This window comes from Acinetobacter guillouiae (genome assembly GCF_002370525.2).
GTDB classification, from domain to species: domain Bacteria; phylum Pseudomonadota; class Gammaproteobacteria; order Pseudomonadales; family Moraxellaceae; genus Acinetobacter; species Acinetobacter guillouiae.
In genome coordinates this window covers 4,055,493-4,080,588 of sequence record NZ_AP014630.1, presented here as the reverse complement: position 1 = coordinate 4,080,588, position 25,096 = coordinate 4,055,493, and the positions used below count along the sequence as shown (strand labels likewise).

Here is a 25,096-nt window from a genome sequence, read left to right as displayed (position 1 = left end):
ATAGGTTAACTATGTTCAATGGTACTTTGCAATACCCAGTTTATAAGAATGATAGACACCTAACCCCAAAAGAAAAGGACAACATTCTTTCCAAAAGAGCCACTTATAAATCAAATATTTCTCATAGCTATAATTTTATAAAAATGAATTCTAGCTATATGGAATGTGTGAATAATAGCTTTTTCTTAAAGGGGAATTCTTATTTTAATTTGCTCGGTGTTTTTTTTGTAGCAGTTCCGGTTATTTTAATTGTTTGGCTTATATTTTTTTATATTACAGTAATTCGTGATGATGAAAGTTTATTAGCTTTTATAGTAGTTTTTTCTCCAATGCATATTTTATTTTCTTTTATTTTTTATATTTTTTATAAAGGCTATCAGAATTTTAAAAAGTATGAAAAATTAGGCTATAACTATTATCCAATCCGATTCAACAGAATAAATCAAAAAGTCTATGTTTATGATGTAAGTGGCCAAATATTCATAGGTGATTGGAATAAAATTGACTTTATTTTAAATAGTCGACTTGGTGGGTATGAGGGTACTTTTTGGGAAGTCAAAGGGTTTATCAAGGATAACAAAGATTTGATAGTTTATACCTTTGCCTTTGCACTCAGTAAGAATAAAAAACAAGAGACACTGGAGATATGGGAATTTATCAAAGAATATATGAATAATGGACCTGAGAAACTTTATTTTAATAAAAAGGTAGCAGGTGTAATTTATCGCCTACCCGCTGAAAAGTTAAGTTATTGTCTAAATATCGAAGCACACCCTGAGTCTTTAGAAACTAGTAAGGAAATCGTTGCTTTAGATTATCAAAGTGAAATTCGATCATTCTACTCACGAGCAATGATCAAAATTTTAGGGAATACTCGGAACAAATTTATTCGTGCTGATAAACAACCTAAATGGCCTCAGAATGTGGAAGATGAATGTCAGGTTGATACTAAAGATCCCTATATTGTTGATGCTTCGACAACATACCAACTTGATACATTTGTAAAAATAATCAAATAAAAAAGCCCCTCAGGGCTTTCTTATCTCAACACATTCTTAAGGTAATTGCTTAATCGGACTGCCACCCAAAGCTTGCATCAAAGTGACATAAGCATTGTATTGGCTTTGCTTGGCTTGGACTAAAGACAAACGAGCACTACGCGTGGTTTCTTGAGCATCCAAAACATTTTTTAAAGCAATTGCACCATTACGATAGCGTACATTGGTCAAACGTTCTGTTTTTTCCGCAAGTTCCAAGTTCTTTTGTTGAAAGGCGACTTGTTTATCTAGCTCTGTACGATTCGACAATGCATTTTCAGTATCTGCAAAAGCTTGGTACAAGGTATTGCGATATTGAACAATGGCTTTTTCATAGTCCAGTTCACTGATCTTTAAATTCTTTTGCATATCATTATATTGTAAAAACGGCAGGCTTAAGCTTGCGCCTAAAGTCAGTGCAGGATTTTTCAATAAATTTGTCAATGATGTGCTGGTTGAACCTAAATTCCCCGTCAAACTGATTGAAGGATAATAACTGGCTTTGGTGGCATCTTTGGTCGCCAAAGATTCACGTAAACGCAATTCGGCTGCTTTTAAATCAGGACGGCGCGACAAAATATCTGCCGGTAAACCCGCTGAGATATTGGGTAGACTGATCTGCGGTAATTGCTGTGGTTCTTGAATATTTAACTGTTGCACAGGTATTTGTAATAACACGGCCAAAGCAGTACGTGTTTCAACACGTTGCTGTTCAATTTGACTTAAACTGGCTTTTTGGCTTTGTACCGATTGCTCAGCTTGGGTCAAATCTAGTCCTGAAACTGCGCCAGCACGATATTGAGTACGCACCAATTCAAAGGTTTTTTGAGTAGCAGCTAGGCTTTGTTGGGCAGAGCTATAGCGTTCATTTAAATAACCCAATTGCCAATATAAATTTGCGGTTGTGGCAATTAAGGTCTGTCCAGTGGCTTGTAAGTCTTGTTCAGTGGCTAAAGATTCCCACTTCGATGCTTCCGTTTGACGTGCTAATTTTCCAAACAAATCCACTTCATAACTGACACCCGCACTGAGAGATAGACCTTTGGCAGCATCATCACCTGAATGAAGGTCAAAGCTATGGCCTGTAGATACTCCAGAATTAACACGAGGACCTTGTTGGTCTCGCGCTAAGCCAGCTCTTAAACGGGCTGTTTGTAAGTTAATCCCTGCAACAGCTAAATCAGCATTGCGTTGAATCACTTGATTGACCAGTTGATTTAACTGAGCATCACCAAATAAGGTCCACCACTGATCTGCATATAAATCTGCCTGAACGTGTTTAGATTTTGCATTGTCATAAACAAAACCATTTGGAATTTGCACAGCAGGGGCCTCGTATGGGGTTTTAACCACAGCCGCACAACCGACCAATGAACTCCCAAGAATCAAGGCGCTTGCAAGTTTGCTTAAATTCATTTGCATTAATAATTTCCTTATTCTTCGGTTATTCACGCGAAAGTGCATCAACAGGATTGAGCTGTGCTGCATTGCGAGCTGGGATAAATCCAAATACCACACCAATCAAGGTTGAACATACAAATGCCGCAATGATTGAGGTGCTTGAATACGCCATTTGGAAACTGCCTTTGGCAATATGACCAATCAACTGTCCAATGCCTAAAGAGAGCAGAACCCCTAAGATACCGCCCAAAATACACACCAAAACAGCTTCGATCAGGAACTGTTGCAGAATGTCACTTTGACGAGCACCTACAGCCATACGCACACCGATTTCTTGGGTACGCTCGGTTACAGACACCAGCATGATGTTCATTACCCCAATACCACCGACAACCAATGAAATCACCGCAATGGCTGAAACCAGTAAAGTCATGGTTTGTGTGGTCTGTTCAATGGTTTGACGAATACTGTCAGAGTTTTGAGTAAAGACATCTTGTGCGCCATGACGTTGTTCCAACAAACTTAAAATGGCATTTTCAGCAACCGCAGTTGGATATTCATCTTTAATACGCACGATGATGCTACGGACATTGGATTGTCCTAACATTCGGCTCATGACGGTTGAATAAGGCAGATAAACATTGAGACTGTCTGAGTTGCCCATAAAGCCTTGCTGTGCATCAATCACACCAATGATTCGGCTTGGAACACTCCCCAATAACAGCACTTGCCCTACAGGGTTAGTGCCATCTGCAAAGAAAGTCTTTTCAGTATTGGCATCAATCACCACATCCTGCGCTCGTCCAGTGATACTGTTTTTATCAAAAGCTTGCCCAGATTTAAAGGTCATACCACGCACATAGAAGAAATCAGCGCTGACACCATTGACGGTTGCAGAAGCTTCGGTGTCTTTAAAACGCGCTGTTACACTACTATTGACTGTTGGACTGACTGCTTCGACATAAGGTTGCTCTGAGAGTGCTTCAGCATCTGCTGGAACCAAGGTTTTAAACTGTGCTGTTTTCGAGTTATCACCAAAGCCACGTCCCTGATAGACGGTAATGGTATTGGTGCCTAAACTGCTGATGTTATCAAGAATCTGCTTTTGTGAGCCATTGCCTAAAGCCACCACCGAAACTACAGATGCGATCCCGATAATAATACCCAGCATGGTTAAAAAGGTACGCATACGGTGGGCATTCATTGCCAGCAATGCCATACGAAAGGCTTCTGCAAAACGATCTAATGCAGAACGCCATTTAGATGACTTTTTACGATTCGATTTAGGTTCTGGATCGACAACAATATCAATCTCATCATCATGTTCGGGAACATTTGGCTTATCCGCGATGATGTTACCATCACTGATTTCAATGATACGTGTCGCATTTTTTGCCACATTCATATCATGGGTAACCAGAATAATGGTATGCCCTTTAGCATTGAGCTCACGTAAAATACGCATAACCTCAACACCACTGTGCTTATCTAGTGCACCAGTTGGCTCATCCGCAAGGATGACATCACCACCATTCATCAAAGCACGGGCAATCGAAACCCGCTGTTGTTGTCCACCCGAAAGTTGATTTGGACGGTTTTCAGTTTTTTCACCGAGTCCTAAGTCAGTCAAGATTTCATGTGAACGCTTTTGACGCACACTCGGATCCATACCAGCATAAATCGCTGGGACTTCAACGTTTCCTGCTGCATTTAAATCACCTAATAAGTGATAGCGCTGGAAAATAAAGCCAAAATATTCACGGCGTAATTGCGCGAGCTCATCGGGTTCAAGTTGACCTGTTTCACGTCCATTGACTTGATAACTACCTGATGTGGGTTGATCAAGACAGCCCAAGATATTCATTAATGTCGATTTACCCGAACCAGATTGCCCTACAATAGCAACCAGTTCACCGGGGTAAATTTTAAGGTTAATACTCTTTAAAATCTGAATAGTGGATTCACCCGCAGGGAACTCACGAATCAGATTACTGACCTCAAGTAGAGGTTTGATCTGATGATTGTTCTGATCCATGCTTAGAGTCTCATTGGGCCACTGTTTTTATTGCTTCGTTTTGCAGAGTCATTGGATGTATCTGAACCATCTGCTAGTACAACTTGATCACCTTCATTGAGGCCACGCAGTACTTGGGCGGTTACACGGTTATTTAAACCAATTAAAACTTGTTTACGTTGAGCACTACCATCCGCCTGTAAAACGCGAACAATCGAAACCGAAGCTTTACCTTGATCAATCAAAGTCTTTTCATCTGCTGTGAGTTCAAGGCGTTCTGGGCGATCAGCAGCATTTTGTCCATTTTTATTTGCTTGACCTTGAGGTGCAAATGCTGAACGAGTTGAATTTGCACCAGATGCGCCATTTGCGGATTTATTGGCACGTTGTGGGCGGTTTGAAGACTGTAATGCCGCAGCAGGAACAGTCAGTGCATTTTTGGCTTCAGCCAGAATGATATACACCTGTGCGGTCATATCAATTCGGAGTTTACCGTCATCGTTTGGTACATCGAATAGGGCATTATAATAAATCGCTGTACTGGTTGATGATGAAGATGAGTTGCTTGATGTTTCAGTATTAATTGATTCTGGTGCTGGCTCTACTTGACGCAGTGTTGCATAGCGTTTTTTCTCACTATCACCCAGTGTAGTGAAATAAACTTTTTGACCTTCTTGAACTTTCATGACATCTGCTTCAGACACTTGTGCCTTGATGGTCATGGTGTCCAATTTTGCAAGTTTCACAATAGTCGGTGCACTTTGGTTGGCGTTTACCGTTTGACCTTCTTCGGTCACAATGGCTACCACGGTGCCGTCCATAGGTGCAACAATACGGGTATAACCTAAGTTTTCTTGTGATGTTGCAAGTGTAAGCTTGGATTGTTCAATTTGTGCATTCATCGAAGCAATATCAGCTTGTGCTGTTTTAAATGCGGCTAAGGCACTGTCATAATCTGCTTTAGAGGTTGCATCTTGTGCAAACATATTTTTTTGGCGGTTATATTCTGCCTCAGCTTTGGCTAAAGTCGCCTGTTTGGTTGTCAACTGAGCCTGTTGATTTTTAATATTGGCTTCAGCCGTTTTTAAATCATTGCTTTGACGCACTGAATCAATTTGTGCAATCAGTTGACCTTGTTTAACTTGGTCACCCAGCTTGACGTACATTTTTTTAACTTGACCTGAAACCTGCGCACCAACGCTCACCATCTTGGTTGCTTCTAAATCACCTGTTGCAAGAACTGCATCTTCAATATCACCACGTGTGACTTCTGAGGTTATATACTGCGGTTGTGTATTTTTAGGCTTTAATACGTACCATGCGATTGCGGCAATGATGGCAAGACAAACCGCTATAAGAATGGCTTTGGCTGGTTTTATTTTTGGCATAGCGATAATTGGGCTGAGAGAAAAATTGATCAAATTATAATGATTAAATAAGGATAAAGCGTGAATTTTTTAAAATAAATGGAAATGAGAATTATTCTGCATAATATCTATCTAAGCATTGATAAATAAAGTTTTTCCACATAATTCAGCAATACATTGTTGAATGATATGTTCTGGGCTTTCTTTGCTGAGTCCTTTGATTGCAGCATCTACACGCAATAACAGTTGTGGCCAAGTTAAAAATGAATGTGGATTTAAGCGTCTAAGTGCTTGTTGATACAAAGAAATCTTGGTTTTCCAAATACCGAGCTGTAAGGCATTTTGTGGTTGTTCATACAATTGCATCAAAAGACGCATTTCTTTACTAATTGTCCATAAAATTAAACTGTTGGGTTCGCCTGACTCCACAAGATATTGGAAAATTTTAATCGAAAGTGCCAAATTTCCAGCAATCAATGCATCACTTAAATCAAAGGTACTATAACGTGATTGATCCTGTAAACATTCTTGTAAATGTTCAATTGAAATCTGCTTTTGATCTGGGAAGGTGTCGGCAACACGCATCAGGCTGTTTTTGGCAGCCAAAAGATTATGTTCATGATGTTGTTCAAGCCAGATCCAGGCATCTTGATTTAGCTGAACACCAAGCTGATCTGCTTCGATTGACAATATTCGCTGACGGTCTTGCGGGTAATTTGCGGTTAAAGCAATCACAACACCATTGGCTTCAACTGTTTGAAAGAAACTTGACTTTAGACTACTTGAGTCTTGTTTGGGCATAATGATCACAAGCAAGTTGTGTTCATTATGTTGAATATAGTGTTTGAGTTGTTTGAGTCCATTGGCATCGGGTTTGATATTACCATGGACTTCAAGTGCCAGATTTTGCGAAAATAAAGATAAGCTATTCAAAGCATTAAAGACATTTTTCCAGTCGGAAACGCTATTGAGATCATAGCGTTGTCTTTCTACTTCATGTTTTGCCCAGCTTTTTCTTAAAGCATCGAGTAGGTTTTGTTCTAGAAGTGGTTCTTGACCATGTAAAATCCAAACACCTCGCGCTTCATCAACACGTTTAAGGGCTTGTAAATAGTCAAGTTTCATAGAATTATTGCGCTACAGGTTGGGTCGAAAGAGTACGTGCTTTAGGTAAGCGGTTGGCTGCAATTTGACGCGACATTTGTTGTGCAATGTCATCAATCAAAATTTGGCTCAGATATTTATTTTGTTGATCATCTGTGTTGACCGTTGCAACATCATATTGATAGCTACGAGATGCATTTAAGGTCCGAGGTTCAGTAATCGGATTCCCTTGTTTATCTTCAATTTGGAAAGTAACACTTAGACGGAGTAGTGTTTCTACCAATTTACCATTTAACTCATGACGAACAGGTTTGTAGTCTAATACTCGTAATACATAAGCATCACTTGAATTACTCAGTTGGACACCTGTTGCAGTTAAATAAACACTGAGTTTCTTTTCAAGATCTTCAGTATTTGCAGGTAATACCAGTTGTAATTTGGTGTAAACCAAAGGCGTTGCTTGGGCATTGGTGCCCTTTAAATGAAAGCCACAACCTACTAAGCCCGCACTCAGACCCAAAGTTAATACAACTGCAGCAACACGTTGAACTAAATGCATGCTTTGTCCTCATGAAATTCCATTGGATATGGAATATTTAATCTTTATAAATTCACGCCATTTTAGAATCAAAGCCCGTTGAATGACAACGGGCTTTGTTTGGGTTTTGTTTATTGCATTTAGTCCCCCTCTTTTTAAAGAGGGGTTAGGGGAGATTTTTTCATAAAATCCCTCCAAACCTCCCTTTTAGAAAGGGAGGCTTAAAAGCTTTTTAAACCACCAAATTCACAAGCTTATTTGGAACCACAATTTCTTTCTTGGTTGGACCCGTTAAGAATTGCTGAACCTCAGGTAATGCTTTAGCCAATGCCAATAATTCATCTTTCGATGCATCAACAGAGACTTCTAACTTGCCACGAAGCTTACCATTGACTTGAACTACGATGGTTTGTGTATTACGTGTTAATGCAGACTCATCAACCGTAGGGAACAGTACCGAAGTTAAATCGATATCAAACTCAGTCAATAAGGTCTGACTTAAGTGTGGTGCAAATGGTGCAAGTAAAGTCAATAAAGTGGTAATCGCTTCACGTGCTACAGCAACATCGTTATCATCTTTTGCTTCAAACTTATTGCTGGCATTGAGTAATTCCATCAAAGCTGCAATCGCAGTATTGAATGCATGACGACGTTCGATGTCATCACCCACTTTTTGAATCGTTTCATGAGTTTTACGACGCAGGTCTTGCGCTTCAGTGGAAAGTTTCGAAGCATCAATTGCTGTTGCATGGTTGCCTTTTTCAAGGAAGCCTGCAACTAAACGCCATACACGTTTTAAGAAACGGTTTGCGCCTTCGACACCCGCATCAGACCATTCTAAAGATTGATCTGGTGGTGCAGCAAACATCATAAATACACGTGCAGTATCTGCGCCGTATTGGTCAATAATCGCTTGTGGGTCGATACCGTTATTTTTCGATTTCGACATTTTCTCTTGACCACCAACCACAACGTCTTGACCATCACCTGAATATTTAGCAGAAAGTACACGACCTTTCTCGTCTTTTTCTAACTCAATATCCGCAGGATTAAACCAAGTTTTTTTGCCACTTTCCGCTTCACGATAGAAAGTATCCGCTAAAACCATACCTTGAGTGAGTAAGTTGGTAAATGGTTCATTGCCTTGTACCACACCCTCATCACGCATAAGTTTATGGAAGAAACGTGCATAAAGTAAATGTAGGATTGCATGCTCTACACCACCAATATATTGGTTTACAGGCAACCAAGATTTTGCAGCTTCAGGTTTAACTAAACCACCTGTGAAATCAGGAGAAGCATAACGTGCATAATACCAAGATGATTCTACAAAGGTATCCAAAGTATCGGTTTCACGACGTGCATCACCACCACAGCTTGGGCATTTTGTTTGATAAAATTCAGGCATTTTATTTAAAGGATTACCTGAACCATCTGGAACCACATCTGTTGGAAGAACAACTGGCAGTTGATCTTCTGGAACAGTGACTTGACCACACTTGTCACAGTTGATCATCGGAATTGGACAACCCCAGTAACGTTGACGAGAAACACCCCAGTCACGTAAACGGAATTGAACTTTAGCGCTGGCAAGACCTTGTGGTTCTAATTTGCTCAAGAATGCATCAAAAGCAGCTTGGAAGTCTAAGCCGTCAAATTCAGCTGAATTGACCAATTTACCTTCTTTAGAACCGTACCATTCTTGCCATTCTGACGCAGAATATTCAGCGTCATCAGAGCCTTTGGCATCAATGACTTGTTTGATTGGTAAGTTGAACTTATTGGCAAATTCAAAATCACGCTCATCATGTGCAGGAACGGCCATCACCGCGCCTGAACCATATGACATCAATACATAGTTTGCGATCCAAACAGGGATATCTTGACCCGTAACAGGGTGTTTAACTGATAAACCTGTTGCCATACCTTTTTTCTCAGCAGTCGCAAGATCCGCTTCTGCAACAGAACCCATACGACATTCTTCAATAAAGGCAGCAAGTTCTGGCTTGCCTGCTTCAGATTGAATCGCAGCAGCTTTGAGCGCTAGAGGATGTTCAGCTGCAACCGCAACATATGTTACCCCCATCAAGGTATCGGCACGTGTGGTATAAACTGTTAAACCATCTGCATAAACTTCAGGATTTGCCGACGGGAAGGTAATGTCCATACCCGTTGAACGACCAATCCAATTGCGTTGCATGGTTAAAACTTGTTGTGGCCAACCGTCTTTTAATGTATCTAAATCGTCTAATAATTCTTGTGCATAATCGGTAATACGGAAGTAATACATTGGAATATCACGTTTTTCTACCAATGCACCTGAACGCCAACCACGTCCATTTTCAACTTGTTCATTTGCAAGAACAGTTTGGTCTACAGGATCCCAGTTTACTGTAGACAGCTTGCGATAAATCAAGCCTTTTTTATAGAGCTGTACAAATAACCATTGTTCCCAGTGGTAATACTCTGGTGTACAGGTGGCAAATTCGCGATCCCAGTCGACAGATAGACCAAGTTTCTTCAATTGATCGCGCATATATGCAATGTTTTCAAAGGTCCACTTTGCTGGCGCAACTTGATGGGCAATCGCTGCATTTTCAGCAGGTAAGCCGAAAGCATCCCAACCCATCGGTTGTAGCACAGTTTCACCTTTGAGACGGTGAAAACGGCTGATCACATCACCAATAGTATAATTACGCACATGACCCATATGCAGTTTGCCGCTTGGGTAAGGGAACATCGAAAGGATATAACGACGTGGACCTTCTACAGTGTCGGCAACTTTAAACGATTTGCGATCTTCCCAGTCTTTTTGGACTTGAGGCTCAATCGCATTTGCTTGATATTCAGGGTCAATATGAGTAGTCATAAATGTATTTGAGAATAATGGTTAAAAAACTGTGCACACAGCATAGCGCAAAATCCATCTAAAAGTGAATTTTGCGCGCTTTTAAATCTGAAAAACTTGTGATTTTAGTTTTAATTTAATTATTGAGGCATCGCAAGGTTAGGAGATGTTTTTTGCTCATTTTGCGGTGCGACATTCGGCTGTTGAGTATTCGCTGGGTTAACCACTGGTGCTGGAGTTACAGGTTGCGCACTTTGTTGTTGACCATTTTGTGGCTGATTTTGTGATGCATTTGGCTGAGCTGTTGGTACTGGATTCGGTGGGGCTGAATCTCCATGATAACCATAAGTATTCACCTTGCTTTGGTTGCGCGCATTCTTCGGTGGTGGTGTGGTGGTGTAATGGGTAGAGCCTTTACTATCTACCCATTTATAATACTGTTTTGCATGACTGGTGCTAACCCCAACCACAGAGAATAAGGCAAAAATTGTCGATACAAAAACCGTGTGTGCAAAGCGTTGACGTTGTTTCATTTTATAAAACCTTTGAGTCATTTTTTATTCAGATGAAAACGAAAAATCATTCTGCTATCTAATATACATCGGATTGTTTTCGCTTGATCTGGGTATTTTTGAAATCGTATTTATTTTATACAGAAAAATAAAATTTTAAATAATTCTTTTGCAATTTTATTGGCTTATAAGTCTTTGAAAATTTTATTTATAAGACAACCAAAAAAAAAGGAATAGTTTTAAAAATAAACGCTTGGTAAATAAACAATAAAAAGCCTGATAGAAACCTTGACTTTGTTCGCTAAAACTACAAAAATGCTTGCTTTAGTTTCAGATGTTTTTTTCGATCACCCTTCGAGTAAAAATATCAAAGCAAGCAATAACATTTTCTCTAAGCCGAGAAAATGACTCTACCGAAGCATGTTTATCCCAACATATTTCAGTGATTCATACAGCTCAAACAGCTGCGTGACGATTTATTTTTTTATTGCTGCAAAAACTAGTAAATATGTGTGCTATAACAGAGCGCACAATCAATGAATGAAACACAGCCTGTGTCTCCCATAGCGCTGTGGAATAAAGATTAGGGTGAATACGTTGGAACTTTTATCTGGTGGTGAAATGCTCGTTCGTGCATTGGCGGACGAAGGCGTTGAACATGTTTTTGGATATCCAGGCGGCGCAGTATTACATATTTATGATGCGCTATTTAAACAAGATAAAATCAATCATTACCTCGTACGTCATGAGCAAGCTGCTGGTCATATGGCAGATGCTTACTCACGTGTGACGGGTAAAACAGGTGTAGTGCTGGTCACTTCTGGACCTGGCGCAACCAACACTGTAACACCAATCGCTACAGCCTATATGGACTCAATCCCAATGGTGATTTTGTCTGGACAGGTTGCCAGCCATCTTATTGGTGAAGATGCATTCCAAGAAACAGATATGGTCGGTATTTCTCGTCCGATCGTAAAACATAGTTTCCAAGTGCGTCATGCAAGTGAAATTCCTGCCGTTATTAAAAAAGCATTTTATATTGCTGCTTCAGGTCGTCCGGGTCCTGTTGTGGTTGATATTCCGAAGGATGTTACCAATCCTGTCGACAAATTTGCTTATGAATATCCTGAAAAAGTGAAGATGCGCTCTTATCAGCCACCTCACCGCGGTCATTCAGGTCAAATTCGTAAAGCCATTGATGAACTTATTAATGCCAAACGCCCTGTCATTTATACAGGTGGTGGTGTTGTTCAGGGCAATGCTTCTGCATTACTGACTGAATTGGCGCATTTATTGAATTACCCAGTGACCAATACGCTGATGGGTTTGGGTGCATTCCCAGGCGATGATGAGCAATTCTTGGGTATGTTGGGTATGCATGGTACATACGAAGCCAATATGAGTATGCATAATGCTGATGTTATCTTGGCGATCGGTGCGCGTTTTGATGACCGTGTAACCAATAACCCAGCGAAGTTCTGTACCAACGCGAAAGTGATTCATATTGATATCGACCCAGCGACGATTTCAAAAACCATTATGGCGCATATCCCAATCGTGGGTGCGGTAGAGCCAGTACTTCAAGAGATGTTGGTTCAATTGAAACAAATGAATGTTTCTAAACCAAACCCTGAAGAAATCTCGGCATGGTGGTCACAAATCAACGAATGGCGCAAAGTACATGGTTTGCGTTATGCACCAGGTGAAAATGGCGTGATGAAACCACAACAAGTGGTTGAAGTATTAGACAAAGTAACCAATGGTGAAGCGATCATTACTTCTGACGTTGGTCAGCATCAAATGTTTGGTGCGATGTATTACAAATACAAACGTCCACGTCAATGGATCAACTCAGGTGGCTTAGGCACAATGGGTGTAGGTTTACCTTATGCCATGGCTGCGAAACTTGCATTCCCAGACCAACAAGTGGTGTGTATCACAGGTGAAGCATCGATTCAGATGTGTATCCAAGAGCTTTCTACATGTAAGCAATATGGCTTAAATGTGAAAATTCTGTGCTTGAACAACCGTGCTTTGGGGATGGTAAAACAATGGCAAGATATGAACTATGAAGGACGTCATTCAAGTTCTTATGTTGAGTCATTACCCGATTTTCCAAAATTGATGGAAGCTTACGGCCATGTAGGTATTCAGATTGACCATGCGGATGAGCTTGAATCTAAGCTTAAAGAAGCAATGGCGATTAACGATAAATGTGTATTCATTAACGTGATGGTTGATCGTACCGAGCATGTATATCCGATGCTTATTGCAGGTCAATCTATGCAAGATATGTGGTTGTCTAAAGGGGAGCGTACTGAATGAGACATATTATTTCTGTACTCGTTGAAAACGAAGCTGGTGCGCTTTCTCGTTTAGTGGGGTTGTTCTCTCAACGTGGTTATAACATTGAAACTTTAAATGTCGCACCAACTGAAGATCCAACCATGTCACGTTTGACATTAACCACCTATGGTGATGATCATAAAATTGAGCAAATCACCAAACAGCTGAATAAATTGGTTGAAGTGGTTAAAGTGGTTGATTTGTCAGAAGGCGCGCACATTGAGCGTGAGCTGATGCTGATTAAAGTCAAAGCATTGGGTTCTGCACGTGCTGAAATTAAGCGCACAGCGGATATCTTTCGTGCTCAAGTGGTTGATGTTACTCCAACGACTTATACCATTCAGATTGCGGGTACAACTGAAAAAATTGATGGCTTTATTGATGCTCTTGCAGAAAACACAATTTTAGAAGTTGTTCGTTCTGGTGTATCTGGTATTGCTCGTGGTGAAAAGGTTCTTTCACTCTAGCTGCACTTCAACCAGTAATTAATTATTTGATTTTTTATTCCCTCATGTATAACCTCTCCTCGCAATAGGAGAGGGACTTAGACTAGAAGATTCAAAACAATAATCTTCAGGATAGGAAGAGGAAACACAGCATTTTAGCGGAGACAGCAATGCAAATTTTTTATGATAAAGACTGCGACTTATCTATCATCCAAGGTAAAAAAGTAGCGATCATTGGTTATGGTTCACAAGGTCATGCTCACGCGCAAAACCTTCAAGACTCAGGTGTAGACGTTACTGTTGGTTTACGTGCTGGTTCTACTTCTTGGAAAAAAGCTGAAAATGCAGGCCTTAAAGTTGCTGAAGTTCCAGCTGCTGTTGCTCAAGCTGATTTAGTGATGATCTTGACACCAGATGAGTTTCAATCACAGCTTTATCGTGACGTGATCGAACCAAACATCAAAGAAGGTGCGACTTTAGCATTTGCACATGGTTTCGCTGTACTTTATAACCAAGTTGTTCCACGTAAAGATTTAGACGTGATCATGGTTGCACCAAAAGCACCAGGTCATACTGTACGTTCAGAATTCCAACGTGGTTCAGGTGTACCTGATCTTATCGCGATTCATCAAGATGCTTCTGGTAATGCACGTAACGTTGCACTTTCTTACGCTTCAGGTGTAGGTGGTGGTCGTACAGGTATCATCGAAACTTCATTCCGTGAAGAAACTGAAACTGACTTATTTGGTGAGCAAGCAGTACTTTGTGGTGGTGCTGTTGAATTGGTTAAAATGGGTTATGAAACGCTTGTTGAAGCGGGTTATGCACCTGAAATGGCTTATTTCGAATGCTTGCACGAACTTAAATTAATCGTTGATTTAATGTTTGAAGGCGGTATTGCGGACATGAACTATTCAGTATCTAACAATGCTGAATACGGTGAATATGTGACTGGCGTTGAAGTGATCAACGAGCAATCACGTGAAGCGATGCGTAATGCACTTAAACGTATCCAATCAGGTGAATATGCGAAGATGTTCATCCAAGAAGGTGCATTGAACTATCCATCTATGACAGCTCGTCGCCGTCAAAACGCAGCTCACGGTATTGAAGTGACTGGCGGTAAATTACGCGCGATGATGCCTTGGATTCAAGCCAACAAAATCGTAGATAAAGAAAAGAACTAATTTTTAGTTTTTATCAAAGCCCACTCTTTTGAGTGGGTTTTTTTATGTTATATTTTAGCTAAAGTTAATAATAAAACAGAAAATAACATGACATTAAAAACATATTTAGTCAGCATTAGTATGCTTGGCTGTAGTGCTATATATCCCGTATATGCGCAGAATGCGAGCGTAGATGATTCTATGCAAAAATCTAGGCAGAATTATGATCAAGTTCAAAATACCCAAAATAAATTACTCGATGAAAAGATTGCGTACAATGCTTTAGAAAAAGCCAAGCAGTCTTTAAATGTGGGTCATCCACAACAGGCCATCGCGGCATTACAGACTGCAATTCAGTATTTTGAAAAATACCAAAACAGTAGTCAAGACACACTCTATGCTGCCAACGGAACAGCTGAAACCTTGCTATACCTGACACTTGATATGGGAAAGCAAAAAAATATTCGAGTTTTTTCAGGTTGTTGGGCGGACTTATACTTTCAAGCCGCTTATGCCTTTATTGAAATGAATGATCTAAAGAATGCTCAAGTGAAGTTAAAAAGTGCTTTAACGCTATCACCTTTTAATAGTGAGTATTTAAAAGAGGCAGGGTTTATTCAGCAAGCACAAAAACAGTGGCAAGCGTCATTGGAAAGTTTTAAAACTGCTGAACAGTATCTGTATTTGCTTGAGCCTGAAGAAAAAAGATTGGCGATTCAACAGAGTGTAAGACGTAGTTTGGGGGTGAGTTTGATTGAATTAAATCAACTGGATGAAGCTACTCAATATTTTAATAAAGTCTTGAAGGTTGATCCCTCGGATGCAAAAGCGCGTAATGAATTAAACTACATTGAGGAGTTAAAGAAAAAAGGTCATGTTGCCAAGCAGCCAATTGGTCGCGTCTAAATCGCGTTTTTTAAAATCATCTTTTAGGGTAGCAATTTTTAACTAATAAAAATTTATTTTGTGATAAATTACACATTATTGATTATGGTTAAACGTGGTATTCAAGCATGAAATCTAAACTTCTCATCGCAATGACGACTTTGTCTATTTCATGCTTTAGTTTTGCTGAAACGCAACCCACTTCGACCAATACCGCACTAAAGCCTTTTAGTGGCGTACGCGTATCGATGCAACGTATGCTTAAGTCGAGCGAAGGTCGATACTTTATGAACCTTTATGCGGGGATTGCCCATCCGCACGGTGTGCTGACGGATTTAATGGATGGTACAACAACAGATTTTAAAGGGACACAAAAAGCTGATCAGTTGGATTTAAAGTCGATCACTGCTCAATCAGATCCTTTGGCAAATGGTAGTGATCAATTAACTGGTTTATTAAATGCAAATACAGGCGTGTTTAAAGCATCATTGTTAAAGAAACCAAATACAGCTTGGCAGTCGATACAGTTTGAGCCTGCTTTTAAAGTCAGCAATAAACCCGTTTTTATCTTTAAATTTTATGGTCAAGATGATGCCAATAGCCCTTATGGAAAAACCTTAAAACGTGTTGATGTGTTAAATAAAACCAACAATACAGTGGTACAGAGCTTGACAGGTTTTACTGGTTATCCAAACAGCATTGGCTATATGGATATCAATTTTGATGGTTATTATGATGTCATTGTGTCGGACTTGTCGCAAGGTCGTACAGTCGATGATAAGCGCTATATTTACTGGATGTATAATCCAAAAACACAACAATTTCAACGTTCTCCGCAGCTTGAAAAAATTGTTGGTTTCCCAAGTTTACATGGTGAAAAACAACAAATTGATTTTGGTAATGGACAGCTTTATCAAGTTCAGAATGGTTTGTTAAATCGTATTTCTGATGAAAATTTAAATGGTCAAAAAACTGTCATTAAATAATCATTAAAATGTCAAAAACTTAGCCTAATCTATTCAAAAATGAAGAGATTAGGTATCGTATGAATAAACCGTACGCGAACACCTTGCAATTTAAACAACAAGATTTTCCCGATAACTTTAAATTTTATTTTAATCCAAACAAGAAAAAAATCGATACGAATAAAGACCATCTTATTCGTGACTTATCCCGACCTCGACTGAAAATTGCAATCGTGACTGAAACATGGCCACCAGAAATCAATGGTGTTGCTTTGTCTTTGATGCAACTGTGTAAAGGCTTGCAAAATCAAGGTCATAAAATATTACTGATTCGCCCTGCACAGAAGACCCAATGTCAAGACTTTAGCCCGAATAAAGAGTGCTTGGTGACTGGGCAATCAATTCCGAAATATCCAGACATGAAGTTTGGCTGGCCCCAATTTCTAAAAGTCTCTCAAGCGATTACGGCATTTTCACCTGATGTGGTACATATCGTGACTGAAGGGCCTTTAGGCTTTACTGCGCTGCATGCGGCAAAGACACGACGAATTCCGGTATCAAGTGGTTTTCATTCACAATTCCAAGAATTTAGCCGTTTCTTTGATTTAGCATTCTTGGTCAAACCAATTCAAAGTTATTTGAGATGGTTCCATAACGCAACGCAACTGACCTGTGTGCCAAGCCGTGATACAGAGCAGGCATTACGTGAGTTTGGTGTGACCTGTCCATTGGTTGTAGTCGGGCGAGGAATTGATACAGAACGCTTTTCATCACAACGCTACTCCGAACAGTTGAGACAACAGTGGGGTGCAGATGAAGACACCACAGTCTTGATCTATGTTGGGCGTTTGTCTTCTGAAAAAGAAGTCAATGTGGTGATTGATGCCTATTCTGAACTGAGGCAACAAGCACAACGAAAAGTAAAGTTGGTGCTGGTAGGGCATGGTCCAGATCGTGGTCGTTTAGAAAAAATGCCGGGTGCTGAACATGTGATTTTTATGGGTAGTCTAACTGGCACACAACTTGCTGAAGCCTATGCGAGTGCAAATGTTTTTGTTTTTGCAAGTCAGGTAGAAACCTTTGGGAATGTCGTTATCGAAGCGATGGCGAGTGGTTTACCGATTATTGCTTATGACTATGCCTGCGCTCAACTTCATGGCAGACATGCTCAGAATGGCTGGTTATGTCCAATTGGAGACATCAAGCAATTCACTCAACATGTATTAGATATTCCAGATAACAGCACACTTAAACGTTTCGGGCAACAGGCGATGCATGATGTGCAAAGCATTGGATGGCAACATCCCGTACAACAATTCGAAGAAGCACTATACCAGGTAACGCAGTATGCAAAACGACTGACCTAGTTCATCTCAAATAATGAGAGGAGAGTGGAAAATGAATTTTAAGAATACCAAAATAAAAATGCTCGATCTCGACCTTAGAGGTTGTTTATATCTCAATAATTTATCGCATACCCAAAGTATTGCGACGTTCTTTAAAACTGTGAGCCGTTTGGGAGATGGTCCTTTCTGGTGCGCAATGTTGGTTCTGATTTGGCTACAAAAGAGCTGGATCTATGGTCTGCAACTTCTCTATGTCGTTGTTATGGGGCTTTTAGGAACTGGAATTTATAAGTTCTTAAAACATAAAACAGTGCGACCACGACCTTATCAAGTTCATCAAGTCATTATTCTGGGTGAACGACCATTGGATCATTTTAGCTTTCCGTCAGGTCATACGTTACATGCGGTCATGGTCACAATTGTGTTTGGTTATATTCAACCAGTTTTGTTGTTCATTATGATGCCTTTTACCATTCTTGTGGCTTTATCTCGGATGGTTTTAGGTCTGCATTATCCAAGCGATGTCATTGTTGGCGCACTGATTGGTGCAAGTGTCGCGAGTTTGATTGTGTTAAGCGCACCATATTTAGGAGTGATGTTATGATGGTTTACTTACTGCTGGTCTGTAATTTTATTTTTAAAGAATCTGATGATTTTGATCATCAAGGTTTTAACTTTGAATAATTGGCTCAATTCAATCCGTCTTGTAAATTAAACGCTTGAATCCGTGGTGAATCTTGTAAGTGTCTAGAATGATTTATTTCTGAATGAATTGAGATTTGATACAGTAGCAGAATTAAATTGAGCAAAGGAAGACCTGATATGGGCTTACGTTGGACAGATACAATTGATATCGCAATTGAACTCAGTGAAGCGCATCCAGATGTGGATCCACAATGGGTGCGTTTTACCGATATGCATGCATGGATTTGTGCATTGCCAGAATTTAGTGATGATCCAACCAAATCGACTGAAGGTCTGCTAGAAGCCATTCAAATGGCATGGATTGATGAAGCGAATTAATGGCTTGAGATGTTGCTGAGTGATGCTAAACGTCACAGCGCATCGAAAAATCCAAATTTTTTACAGATTAAAAGCAGAAAATTGTTCATTATTCGGTATAATGCGCCCAAATTTTCGTGTCAATTTGACTAAAGGAGCCACTCATGGCTATTGAACGTACTTTATCTATCGTAAAACCAGATGCAGTTGCTAAAAACCACATTGGTGACATCTTTGCTCGTTTCGAAAAAGCTGGTCTTAAAATCGTTGCGACTAAAATGAAACACCTTTCTAAAGCAGAAGCTGAAGGTTTCTATGCTGAGCATAAAGAACGTGGTTTCTTTGGTGACCTTGTTGCATTCATGACTTCTGGTCCAGTTGTAGTATCTGTTCTTGAAGGTGAAAACGCAGTTCTTGCTCACCGTGAAATTCTTGGTGCTACAAACCCTAAAGAAGCTGCTCCTGGTACAATCCGTGCAGATTTCGCTGTAAGCATCGATGAAAATGCTGCGCATGGTTCTGACTCAGTTGCATCTGCTGACCGTGAAGTAAATTACTTCTTCGCTCAAACTGAAGTTTGCCCACGTACTCGTTAATTCGACGTATCTAGGGTCTCTTTTTCTACACGAATAAATCTCCGATTTATGAATTGATAACAGACCCGAAACCAGATAGGTGATATACTACTTGTCTGGTTTTTTTATTTTTGTTGCTTTATTTGGCTAAATATTGGTCAATATGTTTTATTACTACGGCATGATTTAGGTAATCCCCATGAATTCTGAAGTTGTCGCTTCATCGTTAAATCTAGATGAACAGCAGCCTGCATCATCAAAATCTGTACAGGCTGATCGTATTCAGACTGCAAATGTGCAGAAAGTGAATTTACTTGGCATGTCACGTCCGCAATTGGAAAAATTCTTCGAAGAAATCGGCGAGAAAAAATTCCGTGCTGGGCAGGTAATGAAATGGATGCATCAATTTTTTATCACTGATTTTGCTGAAATGACCAATATTTCAGGAAAGTTGCGTGAAAAACTAGAAAGAATTTGTGAAATCAAAGCGCCAGAAGTGGTACATCGTAACTATTCGAAAGATGGAACCCGTAAGTGGGTATTCCGTGTTGGTGATGGTGCGGGCTCTTTGGTTGAAACGGTATTGATTCCAGCAGAAGATAAAACAGGTTCACGTAAAACACTGTGTATTTCATCACAAGTGGGTTGTGCTTTAGATTGCTCATTCTGTTCAACAGGAAAGCAAGGCTTTCAGCGTGATTTAACCCCTGACGAGATCATTGGACAGTTATGGGTGGCCAACTATTCTTATATGGAAGAAGTGCCTGTTGCTGAACGTGAGCGCTCGGTGACCAATGTGGTGATGATGGGAATGGGTGAGCCATTACTCAACTATGATGCTGTATTAAGCTCAATGAATATCATGTTAGATGACTTTGCTTATGGCATGTCTAAACGTCGTGTTACATTATCAACCTCAGGTGTTGTACCGAAAATCGATCAATTGGCACAAGATATAGATGTGGCTTTGGCGATTTCTTTACATGCGCCAAATGATGAATTACGTAATGAATTAGTACCGATTAATAAAAAATATCCATTAGCACAATTGATTGCTGCATGTCAGCGTTATATCGCCAAAGATGGTAATGAAAGTTCTCGTAAACATGTCACTATTGAATATGTGATGTTGGAAGGGGTGAATGATCATCCTGAACATGCACAACAAATGATTAAGTTACTGAAAAACTTACCAAGTAAAATTAATTTAATTCCATTTAATCCATTTCCGCATGCGCCGTATGGCCGTTCAAGTCGAAATCGTATTATTTCTTTCCAAAAAACTTTGTCTGATGCAGGTTTTGTGTGTACGATTCGTCAGACACGTGGTGATGATATTGATGCTGCGTGTGGGCAGTTGGTCGGGCAAGTGGCAGATCGTACCCGTCGTGCAGAGCAGTGGAAAAAGAAAGTTGCTGAACGTGGTGAGATTATTCGTTCATAAGCTTAAAGATTTGTAGACATACATTTATATCAACAAATAATCAGGGGCTGACTTTGAGAAAATCGATGTATCAAAAAGCAGTTGTAATATTGGCAATTGGTTTATCTGCATTGGTCGTACAGGGTTGTCAAACGACAAATTCAGACACAATAATTAAAAAAGATCCTGAAAAAGCCGTTAAAGTACGTACTCAGCTTGCTGCTGAATATATTCGTACAGGTGATTTAGATGCTGCAAAACGCGCACTAGACCAAGCTTTAGAAACTGATTCACGTGATTCTGCGGCAAATATGATGATGGGTGTCTTACTGCAACAAGAAGGCAGTAAGATCAGTATGGAAAAAGCAGACGGCTATTTTAAGCGTGCAATTTCCAGTGACTCAAAAAATGCACAAGCTCGTAATAATTATGGAACATATTTATTTGTTTCTGAGCGCTATAATGACGCGATTGAACAGTTGAGTATAGCTGGTGCTGCGCTTGGTTATGATCAACGTTACAAGGCTTTAGAAAATTTAGGTCGGGTTTACTTAAAAGTGGGTGATGTGGCAAATGCTGAAAAAGCGTTCAAACAAGCTTTACAAGTCAATCGCGATTCGATTATTTCTCTGGTAGAGTTATCAGAAATTTTCTATTTGCAACAAAAAAGTGCGCAAGCAAGTCAACTCTATGAGCAATATGTTCGTTTAGTAGGTCAGGACAAACAGGGTGCGAGAGCGCTTTGGATTGGTTTACGTATTGCACGTGCCAATAATGATCAGATGGGAATGCAAGTGTTGGTCAACCAACTGCGTGCATTGTTCCCGGACAGTAAAGAATATCAACGTTATCTGCAATTACAGTACAGTACTGAGGCCGTATGGAAGTAAATCCTAATTCACAGCAACCTACAGGTTCAAACGTAGCATCTAATGGCTTAGGAAATGTTCAACGTCCAGGTGAGTACTTGCGTCAAATTCGAGTCTCCAAAAACCTAGACATTCAAGATGTTGCAAACGAACTAAAAATGCCTGTAAAAACCTTACAAGCATTGGAACAAGATGAATATAAGTCTTTGCCAGAAGCAACCTTTATTAAAGGTTATTATCGTTCATATGCCAAGTTTCTAGGCGTTGATGCAACGGTAGTCATTCAACGCTTTGATGAAATTTATCAAAATGATACTGGGCTTTTGCCAAACCATGCATTGAACAACTCCCCAATCAAAATTATGGGGAAATTGCCTGGATCAAACAGTGATCGTAATAAAAAATGGTTAAAGCGAATTTTAATTGCCATTGTTGCGCTTGCGGTGATTTGGGCTGTGATTGCTGGAATTCAAAAAATGACATCGGGTAAAAGCGCTGATGTTGATGCTAAACCACAAGCCTCAGAAGTAGAAGTGTTGAATTTAAACAATGCAACTGCGACTTCAGGTGACCAAATGGTATTGAATTTCAGTCATCCAACCTCTGTACATATTGTAGATAGTACAGGAAAAGTTTTGGCGACTGGTCGCCAGTCGGCTGCTTTAACCGTTAATGGCCAATCACCATTCCAAATTCGTCTCGATGATGCAACTGCTGTGTCATTAAGCCTTAATAATGAACAGATTTCATTGTCTCCATATACAGTGAACGGAAAAGCAGAATTCCGTTTGTCACGTTAATGGGCAAGAGTAGATAAGATCATGATTGAGAATCCAATCAAGCGCCGTCCTACACGTAAAATACGTGTAGGTTCAGTGTATGTCGGTGGTGATGCACCGATCAGTATTCAAAGTATGACCAATACTGAAACCTGTGATGTCGATGCAACAGTTGCGCAGATTCAACGCTGTGCAGATGTTGGTGCGGACATTATGCGGGTATCGGTACCGACTATGGAAGCTGCTGAAGCTTTTGGTGAAATTCGTAAACGTGTCACGGTACCATTGGTTGCAGATATTCATTTCGATTATAAAATCGCATTGAAAGTTGCAGACATGGGTGCAGACTGTTTGCGGATTAACCCTGGGAATATTGGTTCTGAAGCCAAGATTCGTGAAGTGGTTGCTGCTGCACGTCATCACGATATTTCTATGCGTATTGGTGTCAATGCTGGATCTTTAGAAAAAGATATCCAAAAGAAATATGGTGAGCCGACAGGTCAGGCATTACTTGAATCTGCAATGCGTCATATCGACATATTGGATCGTTTAAACTTCCATGAGTTTAAAATTTCAGTAAAAGCATCAAATGTATTTTTAACAATGGATGCTTATCGTTTATTATCTGCACAAATTGATAATCCATTACATTTAGGTGTAACCGAAGCTGGGATCTATCGTACGGGTTCAGTGAAATCTGCGATTGCTTTAGGTGGTTTGCTGTTGGATGGCATTGGTGACACCATGCGTATTTCATTGGCGGCTGAGCCTGAAGAAGAAGTAAAAATTGGTTTTGATATTTTAAAATCCCTGAGCCTTCGTTCAAATGGGATTAACTTTATTGCTTGTCCAAGCTGTTCACGTCAGGAATTTAACGTGATCAAAGTGATGCAGGCTTTAGAGGAACGTTTAGAAGATATTCGCACACCAATGGATGTGTCTGTCATTGGTTGTAAAGTCAACGGTCCGGGTGAAGCAAAAGAAGCTGATATTGGTATAGTCGGTGCAAGTCCGCGCTCACTCGTGTATCGTAATGGCGAAAAGAGTCACTTAATAGATACAAATCAGTTGGTTGATGAAATCGAAAGCATGGTTCGTCAACGTGTTCAAGAGCTTGAAAAAGCTAAAGCTAAAGAGATTATTCGTAGTTCATCATGAGTTCAATTGTCGCAATTAAAGGTTTTAACGACTTTCTCCCATCGCAAACACCTGCGTGGAGACGTCTTGAGCAGCATTTAGCATCGCTTATGGATGCATACGGTTATCAGCAAATCCGTTTGCCGGTGGTTGAACATACCAATTTGTTTAAGCGTTCAATTGGTGATGCAACTGATATCGTTGAAAAAGAAATGTACACTTTTTTCGATAAGGGTAATCCACCTGAATCTTTAACTTTGCGCCCAGAAGGCACAGCGGGTTGTGTACGTGCAATGTTGGAACATAACTTACTCCGTGGTGCAAATCCACGTGTTTGGTATGTTGGCCCAATGTTCCGCTATGAAAAACCACAAAAAGGTCGTTATCGCCAGTTTCACCAATTTGGTGTAGAAACTTTTGGTGTAGCGACACCTGATCAAGATGCTGAACTAATTCTCATGACTGCGCGTTTATGGAAACGCATGGGTGTTGCAGATAAAGTTCAACTTGAACTAAATACCTTGGGCGAGTCTGATGAACGTGCAGAGTATCGTGCTGCATTGGTTGAATTTCTTACAGCGCATCACGCTGATTTGGATGAAGATTCGCAACGTCGTTTAACCACCAATCCATTGCGAATTTTAGATTCGAAAGATGCACGAACTCAGCAAATTCTTGAAAATGCCCCTAAGTTGCATGATTTCTTAAAAGAAGACAGTTTGAATCATTTTGCTCAATTGCAACAGTATTTAACTGATGCAGGCATTGAGTTTGTCATCAATCAAAAACTAGTCCGTGGTTTAGACTATTACAATAAAACTGTTTTTGAATGGACAACGACACATTTAGGTTCTCAAGGAACGGTATGTGCGGGTGGTCGTTATGATGGTTTGGTTGGACAGCTGAAAGGTAAGCCTGATCAATCTGTACCAGCAGTCGGTTTTGCCATGGGCATGGAACGTTTATTATTGCTTCTTGAACAAGTTGAAGACAATACACCTGTGCGTGAATGTGAGTTATTCTTGCTATCAGATCCTGCAACACAAGGTCAGGCTTTGGTATTGGCTGAACAAATTCGTGATCAACTTGAAGCTGTAAATAGTACAATTCGTTTGAAAACAGGTTCACAGGGTTCAATGAAGAGTCAAATGAAGAAGGCAGACCAATCGGGTGCCATCTATGCTTTGATCTTTGGTGAGCGTGAGGCTGTAGCGCAGCAAGTTTTAGTCAAAGAACTTGCGACAGCAGAACAATATGAAATTAAGGCCACTGAAATTGTGCCTTTTTTCATTGAAAAATTTTCGTCAAAATAAGCCGATAATCATAAGGAAAAGGG

Annotated in this window: 22 protein-coding genes; 15 read left to right on the top strand and 7 right to left on the bottom strand. The window is 40.1% G+C overall.

Annotated features, from left to right (window positions below):
- The first annotated feature begins 11 nt into the window (after positions 1–11).
- Entirely contained in the window at positions 12–1,019 is a 1,008-nt protein-coding gene (locus AS4_RS18960; protein ID WP_096735567.1) for a DUF6708 domain-containing protein, read from the top strand.
- A gap of 36 nt (positions 1,020–1,055) precedes the next feature.
- Here AS4_RS18960 and AS4_RS18955 read toward each other — a convergent pair whose 3' ends face one another.
- The 7 genes from AS4_RS18955 to AS4_RS18925 all read right to left on the bottom strand — a co-directional run bounded on the left by AS4_RS18955 (position 1,056) and on the right by AS4_RS18925 (position 10,842).
- Positions 1,056–2,459, bottom strand: a complete 1,404-nt coding sequence (locus tag AS4_RS18955; RefSeq protein ID WP_096735183.1) for an efflux transporter outer membrane subunit — start codon at positions 2,457–2,459, stop codon at positions 1,056–1,058.
- Positions 2,460–2,481: 22 nt separating this feature from the next.
- Complete coding sequence (locus AS4_RS18950; RefSeq protein WP_096735182.1) at positions 2,482–4,473, bottom strand: MacB family efflux pump subunit; 1,992 nt, start codon at positions 4,471–4,473, stop codon at positions 2,482–2,484.
- 2 nt (positions 4,474–4,475) lie between these two features.
- The gene (locus tag AS4_RS18945) at positions 4,476–5,840 is read right to left on the bottom strand and encodes a MacA family efflux pump subunit (protein WP_096735181.1); all 1,365 of its coding nucleotides are present in this window, start codon (positions 5,838–5,840) and stop codon (positions 4,476–4,478) included.
- Positions 5,841–5,951: 111 nt separating this feature from the next.
- Positions 5,952–6,944 carry a DNA polymerase III subunit delta gene (holA, locus tag AS4_RS18940; RefSeq protein WP_004725854.1) on the bottom strand — a complete coding sequence of 331 codons (993 nt, stop codon included), beginning with the start codon at positions 6,942–6,944 and terminating at the stop codon, positions 5,952–5,954.
- Positions 6,945–6,948: 4 nt separating this feature from the next.
- Positions 6,949–7,482: an LPS-assembly lipoprotein LptE gene (locus AS4_RS18935; protein WP_096735180.1), complete on the bottom strand. Its 534-nt coding sequence runs from the start codon at positions 7,480–7,482 to the stop codon at positions 6,949–6,951.
- A gap of 211 nt (positions 7,483–7,693) precedes the next feature.
- Entirely contained in the window at positions 7,694–10,330 is a 2,637-nt protein-coding gene (gene leuS / locus AS4_RS18930; protein ID WP_096735179.1) for a leucine--tRNA ligase, read from the bottom strand.
- A gap of 119 nt (positions 10,331–10,449) precedes the next feature.
- Positions 10,450–10,842 carry a DUF4124 domain-containing protein gene (locus AS4_RS18925; RefSeq protein ID WP_096735178.1) on the bottom strand — a complete coding sequence of 131 codons (393 nt, stop codon included), beginning with the start codon at positions 10,840–10,842 and terminating at the stop codon, positions 10,450–10,452.
- 576 nt (positions 10,843–11,418) lie between these two features.
- On the opposite strand from AS4_RS18925, the gene AS4_RS18920 reads away from it, so the two are divergent.
- The 14 genes from AS4_RS18920 to hisS all read left to right on the top strand — a co-directional run bounded on the left by AS4_RS18920 (position 11,419) and on the right by hisS (position 25,073).
- Complete coding sequence (locus tag AS4_RS18920) at positions 11,419–13,146, top strand: acetolactate synthase 3 large subunit (protein ID WP_016539389.1); 1,728 nt, start codon at positions 11,419–11,421, stop codon at positions 13,144–13,146.
- Positions 13,143–13,634 (top strand): acetolactate synthase small subunit, encoded by a 492-nt coding sequence (gene ilvN / locus AS4_RS18915; protein WP_004725868.1) that lies wholly within the window; start codon positions 13,143–13,145, stop codon positions 13,632–13,634. The genes AS4_RS18920 and ilvN overlap by 4 nt, the downstream gene beginning before the upstream one ends.
- A gap of 149 nt (positions 13,635–13,783) precedes the next feature.
- Positions 13,784–14,800, top strand: a complete 1,017-nt coding sequence (ilvC, locus tag AS4_RS18910; protein WP_004725869.1) for a ketol-acid reductoisomerase — start codon at positions 13,784–13,786, stop codon at positions 14,798–14,800.
- 87 nt (positions 14,801–14,887) lie between these two features.
- Positions 14,888–15,685 (top strand): tetratricopeptide repeat protein, encoded by a 798-nt coding sequence (locus tag AS4_RS18905; protein WP_227548099.1) that lies wholly within the window; start codon positions 14,888–14,890, stop codon positions 15,683–15,685.
- A 107-nt stretch (positions 15,686–15,792) separates the two neighbouring features.
- Entirely contained in the window at positions 15,793–16,650 is an 858-nt protein-coding gene (locus AS4_RS18900; RefSeq protein WP_096735177.1) for an XAC2610-related protein, read from the top strand.
- 59 nt (positions 16,651–16,709) lie between these two features.
- Positions 16,710–17,996 (top strand): glycosyltransferase family 4 protein, encoded by a 1,287-nt coding sequence (locus tag AS4_RS18895; protein ID WP_096735176.1) that lies wholly within the window; start codon positions 16,710–16,712, stop codon positions 17,994–17,996.
- A gap of 31 nt (positions 17,997–18,027) precedes the next feature.
- Positions 18,028–18,579, top strand: coding sequence for a phosphatase PAP2 family protein (locus AS4_RS18890; protein WP_096735175.1), 552 nt, complete (start codon positions 18,028–18,030; stop codon positions 18,577–18,579).
- Positions 18,580–18,797: 218 nt separating this feature from the next.
- A complete protein-coding gene (gene iscX, locus AS4_RS18885) occupies positions 18,798–18,998 on the top strand; it encodes a Fe-S cluster assembly protein IscX (protein WP_004725877.1) in 201 nt (66 codons plus the stop codon).
- A 143-nt stretch (positions 18,999–19,141) separates the two neighbouring features.
- Complete coding sequence (gene ndk, locus AS4_RS18880) at positions 19,142–19,573, top strand: nucleoside-diphosphate kinase (protein ID WP_004725878.1); 432 nt, start codon at positions 19,142–19,144, stop codon at positions 19,571–19,573.
- Positions 19,574–19,751: 178 nt separating this feature from the next.
- On the top strand, positions 19,752–20,996 hold the full coding sequence (gene rlmN / locus AS4_RS18875; protein ID WP_004725880.1) for a 23S rRNA (adenine(2503)-C(2))-methyltransferase RlmN: 1,245 nt from the start codon (positions 19,752–19,754) through the stop codon (positions 20,994–20,996).
- A 65-nt stretch (positions 20,997–21,061) separates the two neighbouring features.
- Positions 21,062–21,865, top strand: coding sequence for a type IV pilus biogenesis/stability protein PilW (pilW, locus tag AS4_RS18870; protein ID WP_096735174.1), 804 nt, complete (start codon positions 21,062–21,064; stop codon positions 21,863–21,865).
- Positions 21,856–22,644, top strand: a complete 789-nt coding sequence (locus AS4_RS18865; RefSeq protein ID WP_004725882.1) for a helix-turn-helix domain-containing protein — start codon at positions 21,856–21,858, stop codon at positions 22,642–22,644. The genes pilW and AS4_RS18865 overlap by 10 nt, the downstream gene beginning before the upstream one ends.
- Positions 22,645–22,665: 21 nt before the next feature.
- Positions 22,666–23,781: a flavodoxin-dependent (E)-4-hydroxy-3-methylbut-2-enyl-diphosphate synthase gene (gene ispG, locus AS4_RS18860; RefSeq protein WP_004725885.1), complete on the top strand. Its 1,116-nt coding sequence runs from the start codon at positions 22,666–22,668 to the stop codon at positions 23,779–23,781.
- Positions 23,778–25,073: a histidine--tRNA ligase gene (gene hisS, locus AS4_RS18855; RefSeq protein ID WP_034612341.1), complete on the top strand. Its 1,296-nt coding sequence runs from the start codon at positions 23,778–23,780 to the stop codon at positions 25,071–25,073. The genes ispG and hisS overlap by 4 nt, the downstream gene beginning before the upstream one ends.
- The last annotated feature ends 23 nt before the right edge of the window (positions 25,074–25,096 follow it).

Coding starts and splice junctions, on each gene's coding strand:
- AS4_RS18960 (WP_096735567.1), top strand. CDS start 12: ATGTTCAATGGTACTTTGCAATACCCAGTTTATAAGAATGATAGACAC.
- AS4_RS18955 (WP_096735183.1), bottom strand. CDS start 2,459: ATGCAAATGAATTTAAGCAAACTTGCAAGCGCCTTGATTCTTGGGAGT.
- AS4_RS18950 (WP_096735182.1), bottom strand. CDS start 4,473: ATGGATCAGAACAATCATCAGATCAAACCTCTACTTGAGGTCAGTAAT.
- AS4_RS18945 (WP_096735181.1), bottom strand. CDS start 5,840: ATGCCAAAAATAAAACCAGCCAAAGCCATTCTTATAGCGGTTTGTCTT.
- holA (WP_004725854.1), bottom strand. CDS start 6,944: ATGAAACTTGACTATTTACAAGCCCTTAAACGTGTTGATGAAGCGCGA.
- AS4_RS18935 (WP_096735180.1), bottom strand. CDS start 7,482: ATGCATTTAGTTCAACGTGTTGCTGCAGTTGTATTAACTTTGGGTCTG.
- leuS (WP_096735179.1), bottom strand. CDS start 10,330: ATGACTACTCATATTGACCCTGAATATCAAGCAAATGCGATTGAGCCT.
- AS4_RS18925 (WP_096735178.1), bottom strand. CDS start 10,842: ATGAAACAACGTCAACGCTTTGCACACACGGTTTTTGTATCGACAATT.
- ilvN (WP_004725868.1), top strand. CDS start 13,143: ATGAGACATATTATTTCTGTACTCGTTGAAAACGAAGCTGGTGCGCTT.
- ilvC (WP_004725869.1), top strand. CDS start 13,784: ATGCAAATTTTTTATGATAAAGACTGCGACTTATCTATCATCCAAGGT.
- AS4_RS18905 (WP_227548099.1), top strand. CDS start 14,888: ATGACATTAAAAACATATTTAGTCAGCATTAGTATGCTTGGCTGTAGT.
- AS4_RS18900 (WP_096735177.1), top strand. CDS start 15,793: ATGAAATCTAAACTTCTCATCGCAATGACGACTTTGTCTATTTCATGC.
- AS4_RS18895 (WP_096735176.1), top strand. CDS start 16,710: ATGAATAAACCGTACGCGAACACCTTGCAATTTAAACAACAAGATTTT.
- AS4_RS18890 (WP_096735175.1), top strand. CDS start 18,028: ATGAATTTTAAGAATACCAAAATAAAAATGCTCGATCTCGACCTTAGA.
- iscX (WP_004725877.1), top strand. CDS start 18,798: ATGGGCTTACGTTGGACAGATACAATTGATATCGCAATTGAACTCAGT.
- ndk (WP_004725878.1), top strand. CDS start 19,142: ATGGCTATTGAACGTACTTTATCTATCGTAAAACCAGATGCAGTTGCT.
- rlmN (WP_004725880.1), top strand. CDS start 19,752: ATGAATTCTGAAGTTGTCGCTTCATCGTTAAATCTAGATGAACAGCAG.
- pilW (WP_096735174.1), top strand. CDS start 21,062: ATGTATCAAAAAGCAGTTGTAATATTGGCAATTGGTTTATCTGCATTG.
- AS4_RS18865 (WP_004725882.1), top strand. CDS start 21,856: ATGGAAGTAAATCCTAATTCACAGCAACCTACAGGTTCAAACGTAGCA.
- ispG (WP_004725885.1), top strand. CDS start 22,666: ATGATTGAGAATCCAATCAAGCGCCGTCCTACACGTAAAATACGTGTA.
- hisS (WP_034612341.1), top strand. CDS start 23,778: ATGAGTTCAATTGTCGCAATTAAAGGTTTTAACGACTTTCTCCCATCG.